We start from the raw sequence: 14645 nt of genomic DNA on the forward strand, positions 1-14645 counted from the left end.
GATGGCGGCACAGGTCGCCGCGGGACCGCCGCGGTCCACAGAATAGGACGATTCGCGGCCTCCGCACGGGGCCGGACAAGGCACGCCGGAAGCACGCAGGACCCTCCTTGAAAGGCGGCCCGGTTCCGGCTTCACTGAAACCGGGATGCCGCACAAGCAGGGGTTTTGGCCGGTCGGGCCGTCTTCGCCCGCGCCCTCGGGCCCGCGGCCCCGTCCCCGTGATCCGCCGTCAGACAGCCGTGTTTCCAGGCCGAGTTCGGGAGCGCCTGAAGTGAGTACGTCGAAGGACCCGCACGCCTTTCCCATAGCCGCGGTACTGCCGCGTGCGCAGGCCGGGGACCGGCAGGCCATGAACGATCTGCTGGGGCACATCGCCCCCTTTGTCGGCCGGCTGTGCCTGCCCATTGCCCGCGGGCACAGCTCCGACGCCGCCCAGGAGGCGATGCTCGCCATCTACCGGGGCATCAGGGGCCTCAGGGAGCCCACCGCCTTCTACGGCTGGGTCAAGGCGGTCACCGTGCGGGAGGCTGTCCGTACCTCCCGGCGCATGGACCGGGCGCCGGCCGACGGCCTGCCCGAAGTCGCCCAGGACGCCGGGTCGCTGGACCGGGTGCATATCACCGATGTGCTGGACCGGCTCTCCGACCAGCACCGGGAGGTGCTGACCCTGCGCGCCGTCTACGGCATGAACGAGCAGGAGATGGCGGCGACCCTGGCGCTGCCGGTGGGCACCGTCCGCTCCCGGCTGCACCGCGCCCGCCGCCACTTCCAGGACGCCTGGCATCCCCGGTCCGCGTAGCGGAGCGTCACCGGCTGGAAGGCGTGCTGGACGGACCAGCCGATATGATCATAAGGTGGGGTATGTCCGGTCCAGTGCCCCGCGGCTGACGCCCCACCAGGGCAGGCCGTGGGTGCCCACGTTCACGGAAGGCGTCCCCCGATGTCACGGCCCCGACACCCCCTGGCGCAATTACGTGCCCTGACCGGCGACACCCAGCTCTCCTACGCGGAGCTCGTCGCCGACACCCATGAGGCACTCGGCTTCGGAAAGCTTCACCGACGTCGTGAGAAGGTCTCCCGCTGGGAGACCCAGGGCATACCCCCCGACCTCAATACCCAGCTCTCCATAGCCCATATCCACCAGGTGCCCGAGGAGGAGGTGCAGCGCCTGGGCTGGCCGCACTGGCTGCGGCTGGGCACCGCCGCCGCCTCCCGCGCCGCCCGCTCCCGCACCCATGAGGAAACCGTGGAGGCGGTACGGGACAAGGAACGCCCCATTGTCCGGCTGGCCCACTACCGGCTCGCGGTCACCGGCCCCGCCCTGGCCTCCTTCCTCCGGGAGACCATCGCCACCGTCACCGGCCCCGGCCCCTCGCCCGCCGAGGGCAAACTGCCGCTGACCCCCGAGGCCGTCGGCGTGGTCGAGGACCGCTCCCGCCAGCTGTACGCCCTGGTCCCGGCCGTCAACCCGGTCACCCTCTACCGGGTCGCCCGCGCCGAATACGCCCTCACCAGCGCCCTGCTGGCGGACAGCGGATACGACGCCGGGACCGGCACCCGGCTGCTCCTGGTCACCGCCCGCATCGCCCACCTCTGCGGGCTGATCAGCAAATGCCTGGGGGAGGAGGTCCGGGCCGAGCGCTACTATCTGGCCGCCGCCCGCGCCGCCGCCCGGGCCGGCTGTGCCCCCACCGTCTCCGCCTGCCTGGCCGACCTGGCCTGGAGCCATATCGACGCCGGGGAACCACAGGAGGCGCTCACCATCATCGACGCGGCCCGTATCGTCACCCCCCAGCCGCCCCCCGCGCTGGCCGCCGTCCTGCACAGCCACGCCGCCCGCGGGCACGCCCGGCGCGGCGAGATCATCGCCGCCGCCCGCGCCCTGGACCGCGCCGCCGCGGCCCTGGACGCCGCCCCCGCCGACGCGAGCCACGGCCCGTCCCCGGTCTGCGACCCGGTGGACGAGCGCTGGCTGGCCGTCGCCGCCGGCCGCGCCTGGCTGGACGCGGGCCAGCCCAAACGGGCCCTGGAACACTTCACCCCGCTGCTGGGCGACCCACCGCGCCCCGCCGCCGGACCGTCCCGCCCCACCCTGCTGGCCGCCCGCGACCTGCTGGCCGTGGTCGATGCCCAACTCGCCCTGAACGACACCGAGTCGGCGGTGCGCACCGCCCGGCGGGCAATGGCCCTGTTCGACCGGGTGCCGGCCTGCCTGGTCGCCCAGTACCGGCGGCGCTTCGCGCCCTTCACAGAGGCGCAGGAGGTACGTGACCTGATGGCCTTCCTGGCCGGGATCCCGGCGATCTGAGCGCGGCCGTGCCGCTGGGCAATGTCTGACGGCTCATGGGCCGTGCCGTCGCTGGGTCGCGTATCACGTGCGGGCCGTCGGCGGCTGGTCGCGCCCACGCGGCGGAGCCGCACGATGCAGCCGCCCCGCGCCCCTGACGGGGCGCCCCAAGAGCCATCAGGCAGGCCCCTGGCCCTAGCGCCCGCGCAGGGCGGGGTGATCCGCGACCACGGTCATCGAACCCGGGTCGATCTCGGTGAAGCCCGCGTCCCGGACGACCGGCAGCCCGCTGCCGGTCAGCTCCGCCCACCGCTCGCGGGGCGCGGTGCGCACCGCCAGCGCGTAGCCCGCCGCCCGCCAGGCGGCCCGCCCGGCCTGGTCCAGCGCCCACCAGGCCAGCTGGGCACCGTGCCCGGCCTGGGCCATGGCCTTGCCGGCCGACATCTCCAGCGCCGGGTTGAGCCACAGCACCGGCCGCCCCTGCTCCGGAGCGGCGGGCGGCCCGGGATCATCCAGCTCGGTGCCCGAGACCTGGAGCTTGACCAGCTCCCTGGGCCAGCCGTCCAGGGGCACCGGCGGGAAGACCCGCACCTCGGCGGCGGCGCCGGTCACGGTGATCCCCGGCAGCGCGGCCGCCTTGCGCCACTCGGCGCCGCGCGCCCGCCGCACCACCTTGCGGATCCGGGCGTCCTGCCAGTCGCGCACCGCCCGCGCCCACTCGCCGTCCACCCCGTCCCGGCTCAGCGACCGCTCGTCCGACAGCAGGGCGAGCACCGCCCGCGCCGCGGTCTCCAGGGCGTCGGTACGCGCCGGGGGTGCGCTCTTCTCGATGCGCACCACCAGGGGCAGCACAAACTGGGGAGCGGCGTCCCGGGGGTCGGCGGTGAGCTGGGCGGCGGTGTCCGGACTGGTCATCCGTCCAGTCTGCCAGCAGCCCCGCGACCGCCCCGCGGCCCGGTCAGCGGCCGCCGATCAGGTCCGAGACCCGCACCAGCCGGTAGCCGCGGGCGCGCAGCCGGGGCACCACGGTACGCACCGCGGCCTCGGTGGCGGGCGCCGCGCTGTGGGTACAGTGCATCACCACCACCGAGCCCGGACGCGCCTTGGCCAGCACCTCCTCGGCCACCGGGCCGGGGCGTCCGGCGAAGGCGTCGCCGCTGATCACATCCCACTGCACGGCGGTCACCTGGACCGGGCCCAGGGCCTTGAGCACCGCGTCGTCATAACAGCCGCCCGGAAAGCGGAAGTAGGGCACGGTGTGCCGCACTCCGGCCCGCCGGAAGGCATCGAAGGCACGCTCCACATCGTCCCGGACGGCGCCGGTGGAGACCTTGGGCAGGCCATAGCAGGGGGTGGCGAAGGCATGGTGGCTGTAGGAGTGGTTGGCCACCTCGAACAGCGGGTCCGCGCCTATGGACTTGGCCTCGTCCGGATACTGGTCGGCCCATCTGCCGGTCATAAAGATGGTGGCCGGAACCTTCAACTGCCTCAGCGTGGCGATGAGTTCGGGATTGTCGAACCGCTCACCGCGGGCGGCGCGCCCGCCCTCGTCCGCGGTCATATCGGCGTCGAAGGTGAGCGCGATGAGCTTGGCCCCGCGCTTGCCGTGCGCAAAGACCGGGGTGGTGCCGTCCGCTTTCGGCGGGAGGGTGGGTATGGGGGTGGCGCTCGGCGAGGCGGGGGGTGCGGCCGCGCTGTGGGTGGGGGCGGACTTGGACGCGGCCCCGCCGCCACCGCAGCCCGTCGCCGCGAGCACACAGCCCACGACAAGCGCTGCCGCGCGTTTCAGGGGTGCCCCGTAAGGGGCGCGGGGCTGATACATATGCGGCTCCGCCGCGTGGGCGCGACCAGCCACCGACGGCCCCCACCCGAACCGCACCGCTACCCCTCCACCAACCGCCGCGAATCCCGCGCCAGCGCCGTAAGCCGCGAAATAGCCCGGAAGTACTTCTTCCGGTAACCCCCCCGCAGCATCTCCTCGCTGAACAGCGCGTCAAACGGCCGCCCCGAGGCCACCACCGGCACCTCACGGTCGTAGAGCCGGTCCGCCAGCACCACCAGCCGCAGCGCCGTGGACTGGTCCGGCACCGGCTCCACTCCGGTCAGGCACACCGCCCGTACCCCGTCGCACATGGCCCCGTACCGGCTGGGGTGCACCTTGGACAGATGCCCCAGCAGCCCGGGGAAGTCGTCCAGCGAGGCGCCCGCGACCGAGTGCGCCACCCGCTTGACCGTCTCGTCCTCGTACGGATCCGGGGCCTGCGGCAGCCCCCGGTGCCGGTAGTCCTCGCCGTCGATCCGCAGCGGGCGGAAGTGCGCGGACAGGCCCTGGATCTCGCGCAGGAAGTCCGCTGCCGCGAACCGGCCCTCGCCCAGCTTGCCCGGCAGTGTGTTGGAGGTGGCGGCCAGCGCCACCCCCGCCTCCACCAGCCTGGCCAGCAGGCTGGAGACCAGCACCGTGTCGCCCGGGTCGTCCAGCTCGAACTCGTCGATGCACAGCAGCCGGTGGCCGCTGAGCGTCTGCACCGTCTGCTGGAAGCCCAGCGCCCCCACCAGATTGGTCAGCTCCACAAAGGTGCCGAAGGCCTTGCGCTCCGGCGGCGCCTGGGTGGCGTGCCACAGCGAGGCCAGCAGATGCGTCTTGCCCACGCCATAGCCGCCGTCCAGGTAGACGCCGCGCGGCCCGGCGGCCGCGGCCGCCTTGGGCTCGCGCCGGAACCAGCGCCTGCGCCCGGCCCCGTCCGCCGCCGCGCCGCCGCCCAGGCCGGCCGCGAAGGCGTCCAGCACCCGCACCGCCTCGGTCTGGCTGGGCTGGTTGGGGTCGGGCAGATAGGTGTCGAACCGGACCGAGTCGAAGCGCGGCGGCGGCACCAGCTCGGCGACCAGGCGGTCGGCCGGTACCTGGGGGGCGCGCGAGGTCAGCGCTATCGGTCCCTGGTCGGAGGGACCGGCTCCTGAGAGTGATGCGGTGGAGGACACAACGCTCCAGGGTAGTGCGTAAAAGCTGACCCGCCGCCCGGAGCGGGGCGAGGCATGTCACACTGCGGCCATGCGACGCCTGTTCCCGTCCCCGGCCCCTGCCACCGCCGCCGATTTCGAGGACCGTGAATGGGGGCTGGACGAACTGGCGGACGCCTACGCCTACCCCGACACCACCGAGGACGGTCATGGCTGGCTGCGCGCCAACATGGTCTCCTCGCTGGACGGCGCGGCCCACCACGAGGGCCGCTCCCAGCCGCTGTCCTGCCCCGCCGATATGCGGATCTTCGGCACCCTGCGCGGCCTGGCCGACGCGGTGGTGGTGGGCGCGGAGACGGCGCGGCAGGAGGGCTACCGGCCGGCCAGGGCCCGGGAGGCGTTCGCCGCCGCCCGGGCGGCGCGCGGCCAGGGGCCCGCGCCGGTGATCGCGGTGGTGAGCGCCGGGCTCGACCTGGACTTCGGTCTTCCGCTGTTCACCGAACCGCTGGTGCCCACCATCGTGCTGACCGGCTCCGCCGCCCCCGCGGACCGGCTGGACCGGGCCCGTAAAAGCGGCGCCGAGGTGATCGTCTGCGGTGAGGGGCGGATGGTGGACGTCCGGCGGATACCGGCCGTGCTGGCCGGGCGCGGCCTGACCAGGCTGCTCACCGAGGGCGGGCCCAAGCTGCTGGGCCAGTTCGCGGGCGCCGGGGTGCTGGACGAGCTGTGCCTGTCGCTGGCCCCGATGATCGCCGCGGGCACCGCGCCCAGGATCGCCGGCGGCCCACCGCTGCTGGTGCCCGAGCGCTTCGCACTGCGCTCGGTGCTGGAGGAGGAGGGCTTCCTCTTCACCACCTACCGAAGGATCTGACAATCGGCGGAATCGCCTGTTCCGCTTGCTGCCCGCTGGGCAGACTTGACTCTGACGCTCCCCCGAGGGCAGTGGGCGCAAACAAGTCCGGATACCCGAGCCGGTTCACGGGGAGCACACGCAGGATGGTTTCTGTTGGGCCGGTGGCCCACGGAGAAGAAGGGCTCCCACCGTGTTCACGAGCGTATTGATGATCGAGCAGCCGCTGTCGGCGACCGATGTCGAGTTCGTCACCGGCCTGCACGACGACGACCTGTCGTTCGTGGTGCTGATGCAGCCCAGAGGCAGGGAGGACCGGCTGCTGCGGGCCATCGACGATGTGGCGCTCGGCGAACTGGAACAGGCCGTGCACGAGGCGGACGAGCCGGAGGGCGAGGAGGCGCTGCGGCCCGCCGCGCTCGCCCTGGAGCACTCGCTGCGCGCCCTGCGGGAGGCGGGCTGTGAGGCGGTGGGCCAGATCATCGACGACCATCCGCTGGACCTGCTGCGCTCGGTGGTGGAACAGACCCATGCCGACGAGGTGATCGTGCTCACCGCCCCGCACCTGGTGGAGGAGTTCTTCCACCGCGACTGGGCGTCCAGGGCCCGGCACAAGGTGGGCGTCCCGGTGCTCAAGCTCTACGCCCACAACGACGAGGAGCCCGCGCAGGCCGGCTGAGCGCCCGCTGCCGTCAGCTCAGCCGGCCGTCGGTCATGGTCAGCACCCGGGCGGCCCGGCCGGCCGCCCGGCGGTCATGGGTGACCAGTACGGTCGCGGTGCCGTGCCGCCGGGTCACCTCGGTCAGCAACTCCACTACCTGCTCCCCGCGTTGACGGTCCAGCGCCGAGGTCGGCTCGTCCACCAGCAGCACGGACGGTCCGCCGGTCAACGCCCGGGCGATATTGACGCGTTGCCGCTCGCCCCCCGACAACTGGTGTGGGCGGCGGTGCCACTTGCCGCTCTCCAGCCCCACCGACTCCAGCAGTTGACGCGCCCGGGGCCGGGCGGCGGCCAGACGCTCGCCACGCAGCCGGGCCACCGCCAGCAGTTGCTCCTCGGCCGTCAACGAGGGGAGCAGATTGGCCTGTTGGAACACAATCCCGATCCGCTCCCGGCGCAGCCGGGTGCGCTGCCGGGCGCTGAGCGTGCTGACGTCCACCCCGGCAACGGCCACCCGCCCGGAGTCCGCGCGCAGCAGGGTGGCCGCCACCGCCAGCAGACTGGACTTCCCGGACCCCGAGGGACCGACCACGGCGACCATCTCGCCCGCCTCGACCTCCAGGGAGACCTGGTCCAGCGCGGTCAGCGGACGCTCACCATCGGGATAGCGGAGGGTGACACCCTCCAGACTCAGCGGGTTCCTCACGGGGTTCTCCGGTGCGGGTTCTTTCACGGCGGTATCCGGGCGGTGGGTCATGGCGTTCTCCTGGACGTTCGGCAAGGCGTGCTCCGCGGCGTTCACCGGGCCGCTCCCAGGGCGGTCAGCGGATCGACGGAAGTGATGCGGCGGACGGCCAGTGCCGAACCCGCCAGGCCGAGCAGCACCATGGCCACCACCGGGAGGGCCACCCCGCCCGCGTCCAGTTCGAAGGGCACCGCCCGGGCGGCCAGCCGGCCGCCCAGTGCCCCGGCCGCCCCGCCCAGCACCGTGCCCGCCAGCAGTACCGCCAGCGCCTGGGCGAGGGCGTCGCGTACCAGGTAACCCCCGCTCGCGCCAACCGCCTTGAGCACCGCGATGTCCGGGCGCCGCTGCACCGTCCACACGGTGAAGAAGGCGCCCACCACCAGGGCGCTGACCGCCAGCAGAAAGCCCTGGATCATCCGCAGGGTGCCATGCTCGGCGGCATAGCCGTCGATGCCGTCCAGCGCCTGCCCCAGGCCGACCGCCCGGGTGCCGCGGGCGGCGGGCCCGGACGGACGGCCGTCACCGGTCACCGCCAGCGCGGTGGGCTGTGGCTGGTGGGTGATCCGCTGCCAGGCGGCCAGGGTGGTCCAGGCGGCGGGCGCATGGCCGTAGCTGCGGTCGGCGGTCAGAGCGGTCACCGTCAGCCGCTCCGCCCCCACGGTGACCGCGTCGCCGACGCGCAGGCCCTGCTTGCGGGCCAGCCCCTCGCCGACCGCCAGCCCCCCGTCCCCGGGCGCGGTGCCCGAGCGCAGCGGGGGCAGCAGCCGCTCCCCGCTGCCGAAGAGGCTCACCGAGGCCGCCGTGCCCCGCGCCGTCAGCCGGTTCATGGCCACCCCGAAGGGCTCCGCCGCCGTCACCCCCGCCGCGGCGCGCCAGGCCGCGGCCTGGCGCCGGTCCACCGTGCTGTTGGTGAAGGACACCTCCGGCGTGGCCCCCTGCGGGGCGCCGAAGACGATCCGGCCGGCGGGCAGCTCGGCCACCGCCGAGGTGGCCTCCCGGGCCAGCCCGGCGGTCAGTCCATGCAGAAAGACCACCAGCAATGTGATCAGCAACACCACCGTGCCCATCAGGGCAAACCGCCCCCGGGCGAACCGGATGTCACGGAGCGCGACAAACAACGCAAACCCTCCAGGGGTCTCGAACGACAACGCCCCCAGCCTGTCCGCTTGAACGCCGGCCGCCATCGGGACAAGGAGCGGTCCCGGACCCGTCCGTACGGTGCACCCCGAAATCAATCGAACGGTTGACCAGAACGGAGGAAGGCACCCGCCGCCGTGCCCGTACGCTCGATGAGGTGAACCACCCCGCCCCGCTCACCGCGCACCCACCCGCCGCCGCGTCCCCGCTGCGGCTGGTGCGCTACGCGCTGCACGGCGCGTTCTTCGTCCTGCTGGGCGTGGGCCTGGCCACCGCCGGACTGCCCGCCCTCCCGCCCGGCCTGCTGCTGGCGGCGGTCTACGCCCTGGGCGTGGCCCGCGAGCGGCGCCGGCCGGCCGGGGCCTGGGCCGGGGCCTGGCTGGCGGCCGTCACCGGCCTGTGGCTGCTGCTCCTGCTGCTGGACCGCGGCTTCAGCTATCTGGCCTTCCCGCTGTTCTTCCTCTTTCTGCACCTGCTGCCGGTGCGCTGGGCGCACCCCGCCATCGCCGCCGCCACCGGCGCGGTGATCGCCGTCCAGGCCACCGGGCCCGGCGGCCTGACCACCGCCAAGGTGATCGGCCCGGCGGCCGGGGCCGGGGTGGCCATCCTCACCGCCTACGGCTACGCCGCCCTCTACCGGGAGAGCCGGCAGCGCCAGCGCCTGATCGACGACCTGGTACGCACCCGCGACGAGCTGGCCGCCGCCCAGCGGGAGGCCGGACGGCTGGCCGAGCGGCAGCGGCTGGCCCGCGAGATCCACGACACCCTCGCCCAGGGCCTGTCCAGCATCGTCCTGCTGGCCAGGGCGGGGGAGGGCGCCCCGCCCGGCCCGGCGGCCGACCGGCTCCGCGAGATAGGGCGCACCGCCGCCGACAACCTCGCCGAGGCCCGCCGCTTTGTGGCCGGGCTCACCCCGCCCGCGCTGGAGGAGGCGCCGCTGCCGGAGGCGCTGCGCCGGGTCACCGAGCGGACCGTGCCGGGCGCCGTCTTCCGCCTGGACGGCGAGCCCCGCAAACTGCCGGTCCAGGCCGAGGTGGCGCTGCTGCGGCTGACCCAGGAGGCGCTGGCCAATGTCGCCCGGCACGCCCGGGCCGAGCACACCGCGGTCACCCTGGCCTTCCACCGGGACCAGGTCACCCTGGACGTCTTCGACGACGGGGCCGGCTTCACCCCGGGCACCGCCACCGGCCGCTTCGGCCTGCACGGCATGCGGGAGCGGATCGCCGAGCTGGGCGGCACCCTCAGCGTGGAGTCCGCGCCCGGGGAGGGCACCGCCGTGGCGGCCGTACTGCCGGTGGCCGCGTCATGATCCGCGTACTGCTGGTGGACGACCACCCGGTGGTCCGGCGCGGCCTGCGCGCCCTGGTGGACGAGCTGCCCGAGGTCACCGCGGTCGGCGAGGCCGCCGACGGCGCCGAGGCGCTGCGCCTGCTGGAAACCGGCCCGCGCCCGGATGTGGTCCTCATGGATCTCCAGATGGGCACCGGAATGCACGGCGTGGAGGCCACCCGCCGCATCACCGCCCTGCCCCGGCCGCCCGCTGTGCTGATCCTCACCACCTACTCCACCGACGCCGACATCCTGGCCGCGGTCGAAGCGGGCGCCACCGGCTATCTGCTCAAGGACGCCCCGCCCGAGGAACTGGCCGCCGCCGTGCACGCCGCCGCCCGCGGCGAGACCGTCCTCGCCCCGCCGGTCGCCGCCCGCCTGCTGGGCCGGGTACGCACCGGCGGCCGTCCCGCCCTGACCCCGCGCGAGACCGAGATCCTGGGCCTGCTGGCCGAGGGCCTGGCCAACCGGCAGATCTCCCGCCGGCTGTTCATCAGCGAGGCCACCGTCAAGACCCACCTGGTGCACATCTACGGCAAGCTCGGCGTGGACAGCCGCACCGCGGCCATCGCGGCGGGCCTGGCGGCCGGGCTGATCCGCCCGGTCTGAGACAATCTCTCCAGCCACACCCAGGCAGCAGTCCCACCCACCGACCCAGGGAGCACCGCACATGGCACCGGCCGTCCCCGCCACGATGGACCGACCGCACTTCATCGGCATCGGCGGCGCCGGCATGTCGGGGATCGCCAAGATCCTCGCCCAGCGCGGGGCCCGGGTCGCGGGCAGCGACGCCAGGGACTCCGCCACCGCCGAGGCGCTGCGCACCCTCGGTGCCACCGTGCACATCGGCCACTCCGCCGCGCACCTGGCCGCCGACGCCACCTGTGTGGTGGTCTCCAGCGCCATCCGCCCGGACAACCCCGAGCTGGCCGCCGCCGCCGAGCGCGGCATCCCGGTGGTCCACCGCTCCGACGCGCTGGCCCGGCTGATGGACGGCCTCCGGCCGATCGCCGTGGCCGGCACCCATGGCAAGACCACCACCACCTCCATGCTGGCCGTCTCCCTGGACGCCCTGGGCCTGGCCCCCTCCTACGCCATCGGCGGCGACCTCGACGGCCCCGGCTCCAACGCCCGGCACGGCGACGGCGAGATCTTTGTCGCCGAGGCGGACGAGAGCGACCGCAGCTTCCACAAGTACGCGCCCGAGGTCGCGATCATCCTCAATGTGGAGCTGGACCACCACGCCAACTACGCCTCGATGGACGAGATCCATGAGTCCTTCGAGACCTTTGTCGGCCGGCTGCGCCCCGGCGGCACCCTGGTCATCGCCGCCGACCAGGCCGGCGCCCGCGAGCTGACCGCCCGGGTGGCCGGCCGCCCGGACATCGAGATCGTCACCTATGGCGAGGCCGAGAACGCGGATGTACGCGTCCTCAGGGTCACCCCCCGCGGCCTGACCAGCGAGGTCACCATCGACCTCAAGGGCCGCGAGCTCACCTTCGTGGTCTCCGTCCCCGGCCGCCACTACGCCCACAACGCCGTCGCCGCCCTGGCCGCCGGTATCGCCCTGGGCATCCCGGCGGACGAACTGGCCACCGCCCTCGGCAAGTTCACCGGCGTCGGCCGCCGCCTCCAGCTCAAGGGCGAGGCGGCCGGCGTCCAGGTCATCGACTCCTACGCCCACCACCCCACCGAGATGACCGCCGACCTTGAGGCCATCCGCGGCGCCGCCGGCCCCGGCTCCCGCATCCTGGTGGTCTTCCAGCCCCACCTCTTCTCCCGCACCCAGGAACTCGGCACCGAGATGGGCCAGGCCCTCGCCCTCGCCGACTCCTCCGTGGTCCTGGACATCTACCCGGCCCGCGAGGACCCGGTCCCCGGCATCACCAGCGCCCTGATCATCGACGCCGCCCGGGCGGCCGGCGCCGAGGTCCGCGCCGAGCACACCATGGCCGCCGTCCCCGAGGTCATCGCGGGAATGGCCCGCCCCGGCGATCTCGTTCTCACCATGGGCGCGGGCGATGTCACGGACCTCGGCCCGAGGATCCTCGCCCGCCTGGAGAGCTGAGAAGGGACCCGACCCGATGGCGTACGAGGTCGAGAAGACGGACGAGCAGTGGCGCGCCGAGCTGACCCCGGCGGAGTACCAGGTGCTCCGCCAGGCCGGCACCGAGCCCGCCTTCCGCGGCGAGTACACCGACACCAAGACGGCGGGCGTCTACTCCTGCCGCGCCTGCGGCGCCGAACTCTTCCGCTCCACCGAGAAGTTCGAAAGCCACTGCGGCTGGCCCAGCTTCTACGACCCCGCCGACTCCTCGGCCGTCGAACTCCTGGAAGACCGCTCCCACGGCATGGTGCGCACCGAGGTCCGCTGCGCCCGCTGCGGCTCCCACCTGGGCCATGTCTTCTCCGGCGAGGGCTACCCGACGCCGACCGACCAGCGGTACTGCATCAACTCGATCTCGCTGCGGCTGGTGCCGGAAGAGCACTGATCCGGGCTCGCTGGCAGCGCGTATGACGCTTCATACACTGGGCCGGTGGCCAAGACCAGGATCAGCATCAGCCTGGAACAGGAGCAGGCGGAGCGCATAAGGCGTCATGCGGAGCGGGCCGGTATGGACGTGTCCGCGTATCTCGTCCACGCGGCAACGCGGCAGATGGCCGAAACGGAAGCCGTTGAGAAGCAGTTCGCCGGTGTGGACTCCCTGATCGCCGAGGCCGTCGGCCTCTCCTCCCCGTCCACGCCCGGCGCGGATGAACTTACGGAGCAGGAGCGGGTGGAGGTCGAGGCGGCACTTGACCTCGTTTACGGCCGGGAGCGCCCCGGAGCGCGGCCGGGCCGCGCCGCGTGAGCGCACGGGTCCCGGTATACGACACCGGCATGCTCATCGCTCTCGCCGACCGCAAGGCCAAGACGCGGGGTCTGCCTCTTAACCCCGTCCACACCACCCACCGCGAGGTCATCCACCGCTGCCGGCGGGCCAGTCAGCCGGACACCCCGGTGAGCCGGTGCGTGCTGTCCGAGTCCGGATCCCCCACGAAGTAGTAGATACTCGGCTTCCCTTGCGTGCCGCCGATCTCCCACTGTCCTGGGGGATTCGGGTCACAGCCACGGATGTCCAGGGACAGCTTCTGGCCCCGGGCGCCGTGGCCGGCCTCATACGACCAACGGCCCGAACCGGTGCAGTGCGAAAGCCGGTCGTCGTAGTCGCGGGTGCCTTCCGAGTACACCCGCAGGTCACGCGCGTAGGCCGCCCCGTCGGACGCCAGCCGCAGCGTTCCGCCGTGACCGTCGCTCCAAGTCCGCGCCATCGCATCGGAGTCGAGCCGTGGCGGCTGGTAGGCGCGGACCGTGCCCGTGGCGAAGAGCACCGCCCCCACCACCACGACCGCCAGCACGCCCACTCCGCCGAAGGCCATCACCCTTGGTGCCGTGGCCACTTGGGCCGCCCGGGCGGTGAGCGTCGCCGGTGCCAGCAGCACCATCAGCGCCAGCCACCACACCAGGTAGGTCAGGGGCGCGGCCGGACCCATGGCCAGTGCCAGCAGCCCGCCGATCACCGCCACCGCCGTCGTGACCAGCGCCGCGACTACGCCCAGACACCAGGCCCAGCCGTCCGCCCGGCCGGCCCGGCGGGCCGTCCAGCGGGCCAGCAGCGCGGACGGCACCACCACGGCCGTTGTCAGCAGGGCGCAGACCGCGCCGAGCAGAGCCAGCAGAATACCCAGCATAAAAATCCCGAGCACACCGCCATAGCCGCCCTCGGTGTTCTCCTGCGTCAGCCCGGCGAAGATGCCCACCGTCCCGGCCAGGACGGCTTCCGCCGCCAACATGGCCATCGCCGCCGGCCACATCGTGCCGAAGCCCATCGCCTTCGCCGGTTTGGGGGGCTCATACCAGCCGGGCCATATCTGTGCCATTTCGCTCCACCTTTCCCCTCCGATGATCCCCCCTTGGGGGAAGGTGGCGGCGACCGGGGTCAGCCGACGTGCTGGAGTACCAGGCCCGGGTCGGCCCCGCCGTCTCCGCGATCCCTCACAGCGGGCGGTGCCAAAGTCCTGGCTGTGGCGAGCCCGGTGAAGCTTCTGGCTCGTCACAGCCGGCCCCCATGCCAATGCCTTTGCTAGATGCCCGAGCAGATCCCGAACCTGGACGGCTTCACGGAGTAGAAGTGCACGCCCTTTGACTCGTTGGACCGGAACTTGCTGTCATCGCCGCGGCCATTGGGCTGGCTGTAGGCACACCAGCTGGCCTGAGTCCGGTTCCAGCCCCAGACTGCTCCGTTGTGCAATCCCTGGGCCCGGACGTCGTCCGCACCCGCACGGTAGTGCGCGTAGTGGCCCTGATCGTCTCGGGCGCAGAAGGTGTCGGGCGGGCAGTCATCGTCGGACGGGTTCTGAACGGCCGTAGCACGCACGGGGCTGTGTTCCGTCGCGGAGGCATAGCCGCCGGCTGATGCCAGGGCCGCGGCGAGCGCCACCGCTGCGAGCGTCCGGCCAACGGTGCGGGTAAGCATCGGCTTCATGAGGGTCTCCTCTGACATCGTGGCCGACTCGGTGTCGGCCGGTGCGCCCTATTTCCCTGGGGCCGAGGGGTGTTCGGCAACGGGGTTGTGTTCGGCCGAACGGCATTGATGCAGGTTGCAGCGTCGCTAGGATCCGTTCGGAGACCGTCCGT

16 protein-coding genes are annotated in these 14645 nt (G+C 73.2%); 9 read left to right on the forward strand and 7 right to left on the reverse strand.

All coding sequences use genetic code 11. The features are described from left to right. The first annotated feature begins 349 nt into the window (after positions 1-349). The gene (locus CV755_RS06225) at positions 350-799 is read left to right on the forward strand and encodes an RNA polymerase sigma factor (protein ID WP_422070511.1); all 450 of its coding nucleotides are present in this window, start codon (positions 350-352) and stop codon (positions 797-799) included. A 141-nt stretch (positions 800-940) separates the two neighbouring features. Continuing rightward, positions 941-2308: an NsdA family TPR-like regulatory protein gene (locus CV755_RS06230; RefSeq protein WP_109279151.1), complete on the forward strand. Its 1368-nt coding sequence runs from the start codon at positions 941-943 to the stop codon at positions 2306-2308. A 174-nt stretch (positions 2309-2482) separates the two neighbouring features. Here the strand turns inward: CV755_RS06230 and CV755_RS06235 are convergent, their stop codons facing one another. From CV755_RS06235 to zapE, 3 genes are read right to left on the reverse strand one after another with little or no spacing between them, the layout of a single operon-like run. After that, positions 2483-3202 (reverse strand): peptidyl-tRNA hydrolase, encoded by a 720-nt coding sequence (locus CV755_RS06235; RefSeq protein WP_109279152.1) that lies wholly within the window; start codon positions 3200-3202, stop codon positions 2483-2485. 43 nt (positions 3203-3245) lie between these two features. Next, positions 3246-4109 (reverse strand): polysaccharide deacetylase family protein, encoded by an 864-nt coding sequence (locus tag CV755_RS06240; RefSeq protein ID WP_109279153.1) that lies wholly within the window; start codon positions 4107-4109, stop codon positions 3246-3248. A gap of 59 nt (positions 4110-4168) precedes the next feature. After that, positions 4169-5215, reverse strand: a complete 1047-nt coding sequence (zapE, locus tag CV755_RS06245) for a cell division protein ZapE (protein ID WP_422070512.1) — start codon at positions 5213-5215, stop codon at positions 4169-4171. A gap of 121 nt (positions 5216-5336) precedes the next feature. Here zapE and CV755_RS06250 point away from each other — a divergent pair, with 121 nt between their 5' ends. Continuing rightward, entirely contained in the window at positions 5337-6116 is a 780-nt protein-coding gene (locus tag CV755_RS06250; protein WP_109279155.1) for a pyrimidine reductase family protein, read from the forward strand. A gap of 172 nt (positions 6117-6288) precedes the next feature. After that, complete coding sequence (locus CV755_RS06255) at positions 6289-6774, forward strand: indole-3-glycerol phosphate synthase (RefSeq protein WP_109279156.1); 486 nt, start codon at positions 6289-6291, stop codon at positions 6772-6774. 13 nt (positions 6775-6787) lie between these two features. Here CV755_RS06255 and CV755_RS06260 read toward each other — a convergent pair whose 3' ends face one another. Both CV755_RS06260 and CV755_RS06265 read right to left on the reverse strand, forming a co-directional pair. Then, on the reverse strand, positions 6788-7513 hold the full coding sequence (locus CV755_RS06260; protein ID WP_109279257.1) for an ABC transporter ATP-binding protein: 726 nt from the start codon (positions 7511-7513) through the stop codon (positions 6788-6790). Between the two features lie 41 nt (positions 7514-7554). Continuing rightward, positions 7555-8619 carry an ABC transporter permease gene (locus CV755_RS06265; protein WP_109279157.1) on the reverse strand — a complete coding sequence of 355 codons (1065 nt, stop codon included), beginning with the start codon at positions 8617-8619 and terminating at the stop codon, positions 7555-7557. Positions 8620-8795: 176 nt separating this feature from the next. Between CV755_RS06265 and CV755_RS06270 the strand changes: the two genes are divergently transcribed. The 5 genes from CV755_RS06270 (at position 8796) to CV755_RS06290 (ending at position 12819) form a co-directional block, all read left to right on the forward strand. Continuing rightward, positions 8796-9947, forward strand: coding sequence for a sensor histidine kinase (locus CV755_RS06270; RefSeq protein WP_109279158.1), 1152 nt, complete (start codon positions 8796-8798; stop codon positions 9945-9947). Further along, positions 9944-10576, forward strand: a complete 633-nt coding sequence (locus tag CV755_RS06275) for a response regulator (protein WP_109279159.1) — start codon at positions 9944-9946, stop codon at positions 10574-10576. Before CV755_RS06270 ends, CV755_RS06275 begins: the two co-directional genes overlap by 4 nt. A gap of 61 nt (positions 10577-10637) precedes the next feature. Then, the gene (gene murC, locus CV755_RS06280; protein WP_109279160.1) at positions 10638-12035 is read left to right on the forward strand and encodes a UDP-N-acetylmuramate--L-alanine ligase; all 1398 of its coding nucleotides are present in this window, start codon (positions 10638-10640) and stop codon (positions 12033-12035) included. Positions 12036-12051: 16 nt separating this feature from the next. Then, positions 12052-12459 carry a peptide-methionine (R)-S-oxide reductase MsrB gene (msrB, locus tag CV755_RS06285; RefSeq protein WP_109279161.1) on the forward strand — a complete coding sequence of 136 codons (408 nt, stop codon included), beginning with the start codon at positions 12052-12054 and terminating at the stop codon, positions 12457-12459. A 45-nt stretch (positions 12460-12504) separates the two neighbouring features. Next, positions 12505-12819: a plasmid mobilization protein gene (locus CV755_RS06290; RefSeq protein WP_109279162.1), complete on the forward strand. Its 315-nt coding sequence runs from the start codon at positions 12505-12507 to the stop codon at positions 12817-12819. Positions 12820-12952: 133 nt separating this feature from the next. Here the strand turns inward: CV755_RS06290 and CV755_RS06300 are convergent, their stop codons facing one another. Together CV755_RS06300 and CV755_RS06305 are read right to left on the reverse strand one after the other, a co-directional pair. Beyond that, positions 12953-13888, reverse strand: coding sequence for a hypothetical protein (locus CV755_RS06300; RefSeq protein WP_109279164.1), 936 nt, complete (start codon positions 13886-13888; stop codon positions 12953-12955). A 203-nt stretch (positions 13889-14091) separates the two neighbouring features. Continuing rightward, positions 14092-14493, reverse strand: coding sequence for a hypothetical protein (locus CV755_RS06305; protein ID WP_153068591.1), 402 nt, complete (start codon positions 14491-14493; stop codon positions 14092-14094). Positions 14494-14645: the final 152 nt, after the last annotated feature.

The organism is Streptomyces orinoci, from assembly GCF_003121295.1.
Classification (GTDB): Bacteria; Actinomycetota; Actinomycetes; order Streptomycetales; family Streptomycetaceae; genus Streptomyces; species Streptomyces orinoci.

Coding starts and splice junctions, on each gene's coding strand:
- CV755_RS06225 (WP_422070511.1), top strand. CDS start 350: ATGAACGATCTGCTGGGGCACATCGCCCCCTTTGTCGGCCGGCTGTGC.
- CV755_RS06230 (WP_109279151.1), top strand. CDS start 941: ATGTCACGGCCCCGACACCCCCTGGCGCAATTACGTGCCCTGACCGGC.
- CV755_RS06235 (WP_109279152.1), bottom strand. CDS start 3,202: ATGACCAGTCCGGACACCGCCGCCCAGCTCACCGCCGACCCCCGGGAC.
- CV755_RS06240 (WP_109279153.1), bottom strand. CDS start 4,109: ATGTATCAGCCCCGCGCCCCTTACGGGGCACCCCTGAAACGCGCGGCA.
- CV755_RS06250 (WP_109279155.1), top strand. CDS start 5,337: ATGCGACGCCTGTTCCCGTCCCCGGCCCCTGCCACCGCCGCCGATTTC.
- CV755_RS06260 (WP_109279257.1), bottom strand. CDS start 7,513: ATGACCCACCGCCCGGATACCGCCGTGAAAGAACCCGCACCGGAGAAC.
- CV755_RS06275 (WP_109279159.1), top strand. CDS start 9,944: ATGATCCGCGTACTGCTGGTGGACGACCACCCGGTGGTCCGGCGCGGC.
- murC (WP_109279160.1), top strand. CDS start 10,638: ATGGCACCGGCCGTCCCCGCCACGATGGACCGACCGCACTTCATCGGC.
- msrB (WP_109279161.1), top strand. CDS start 12,052: ATGGCGTACGAGGTCGAGAAGACGGACGAGCAGTGGCGCGCCGAGCTG.
- CV755_RS06300 (WP_109279164.1), bottom strand. CDS start 13,888: ATGGCACAGATATGGCCCGGCTGGTATGAGCCCCCCAAACCGGCGAAG.
- CV755_RS06305 (WP_153068591.1), bottom strand. CDS start 14,493: ATGAAGCCGATGCTTACCCGCACCGTTGGCCGGACGCTCGCAGCGGTG.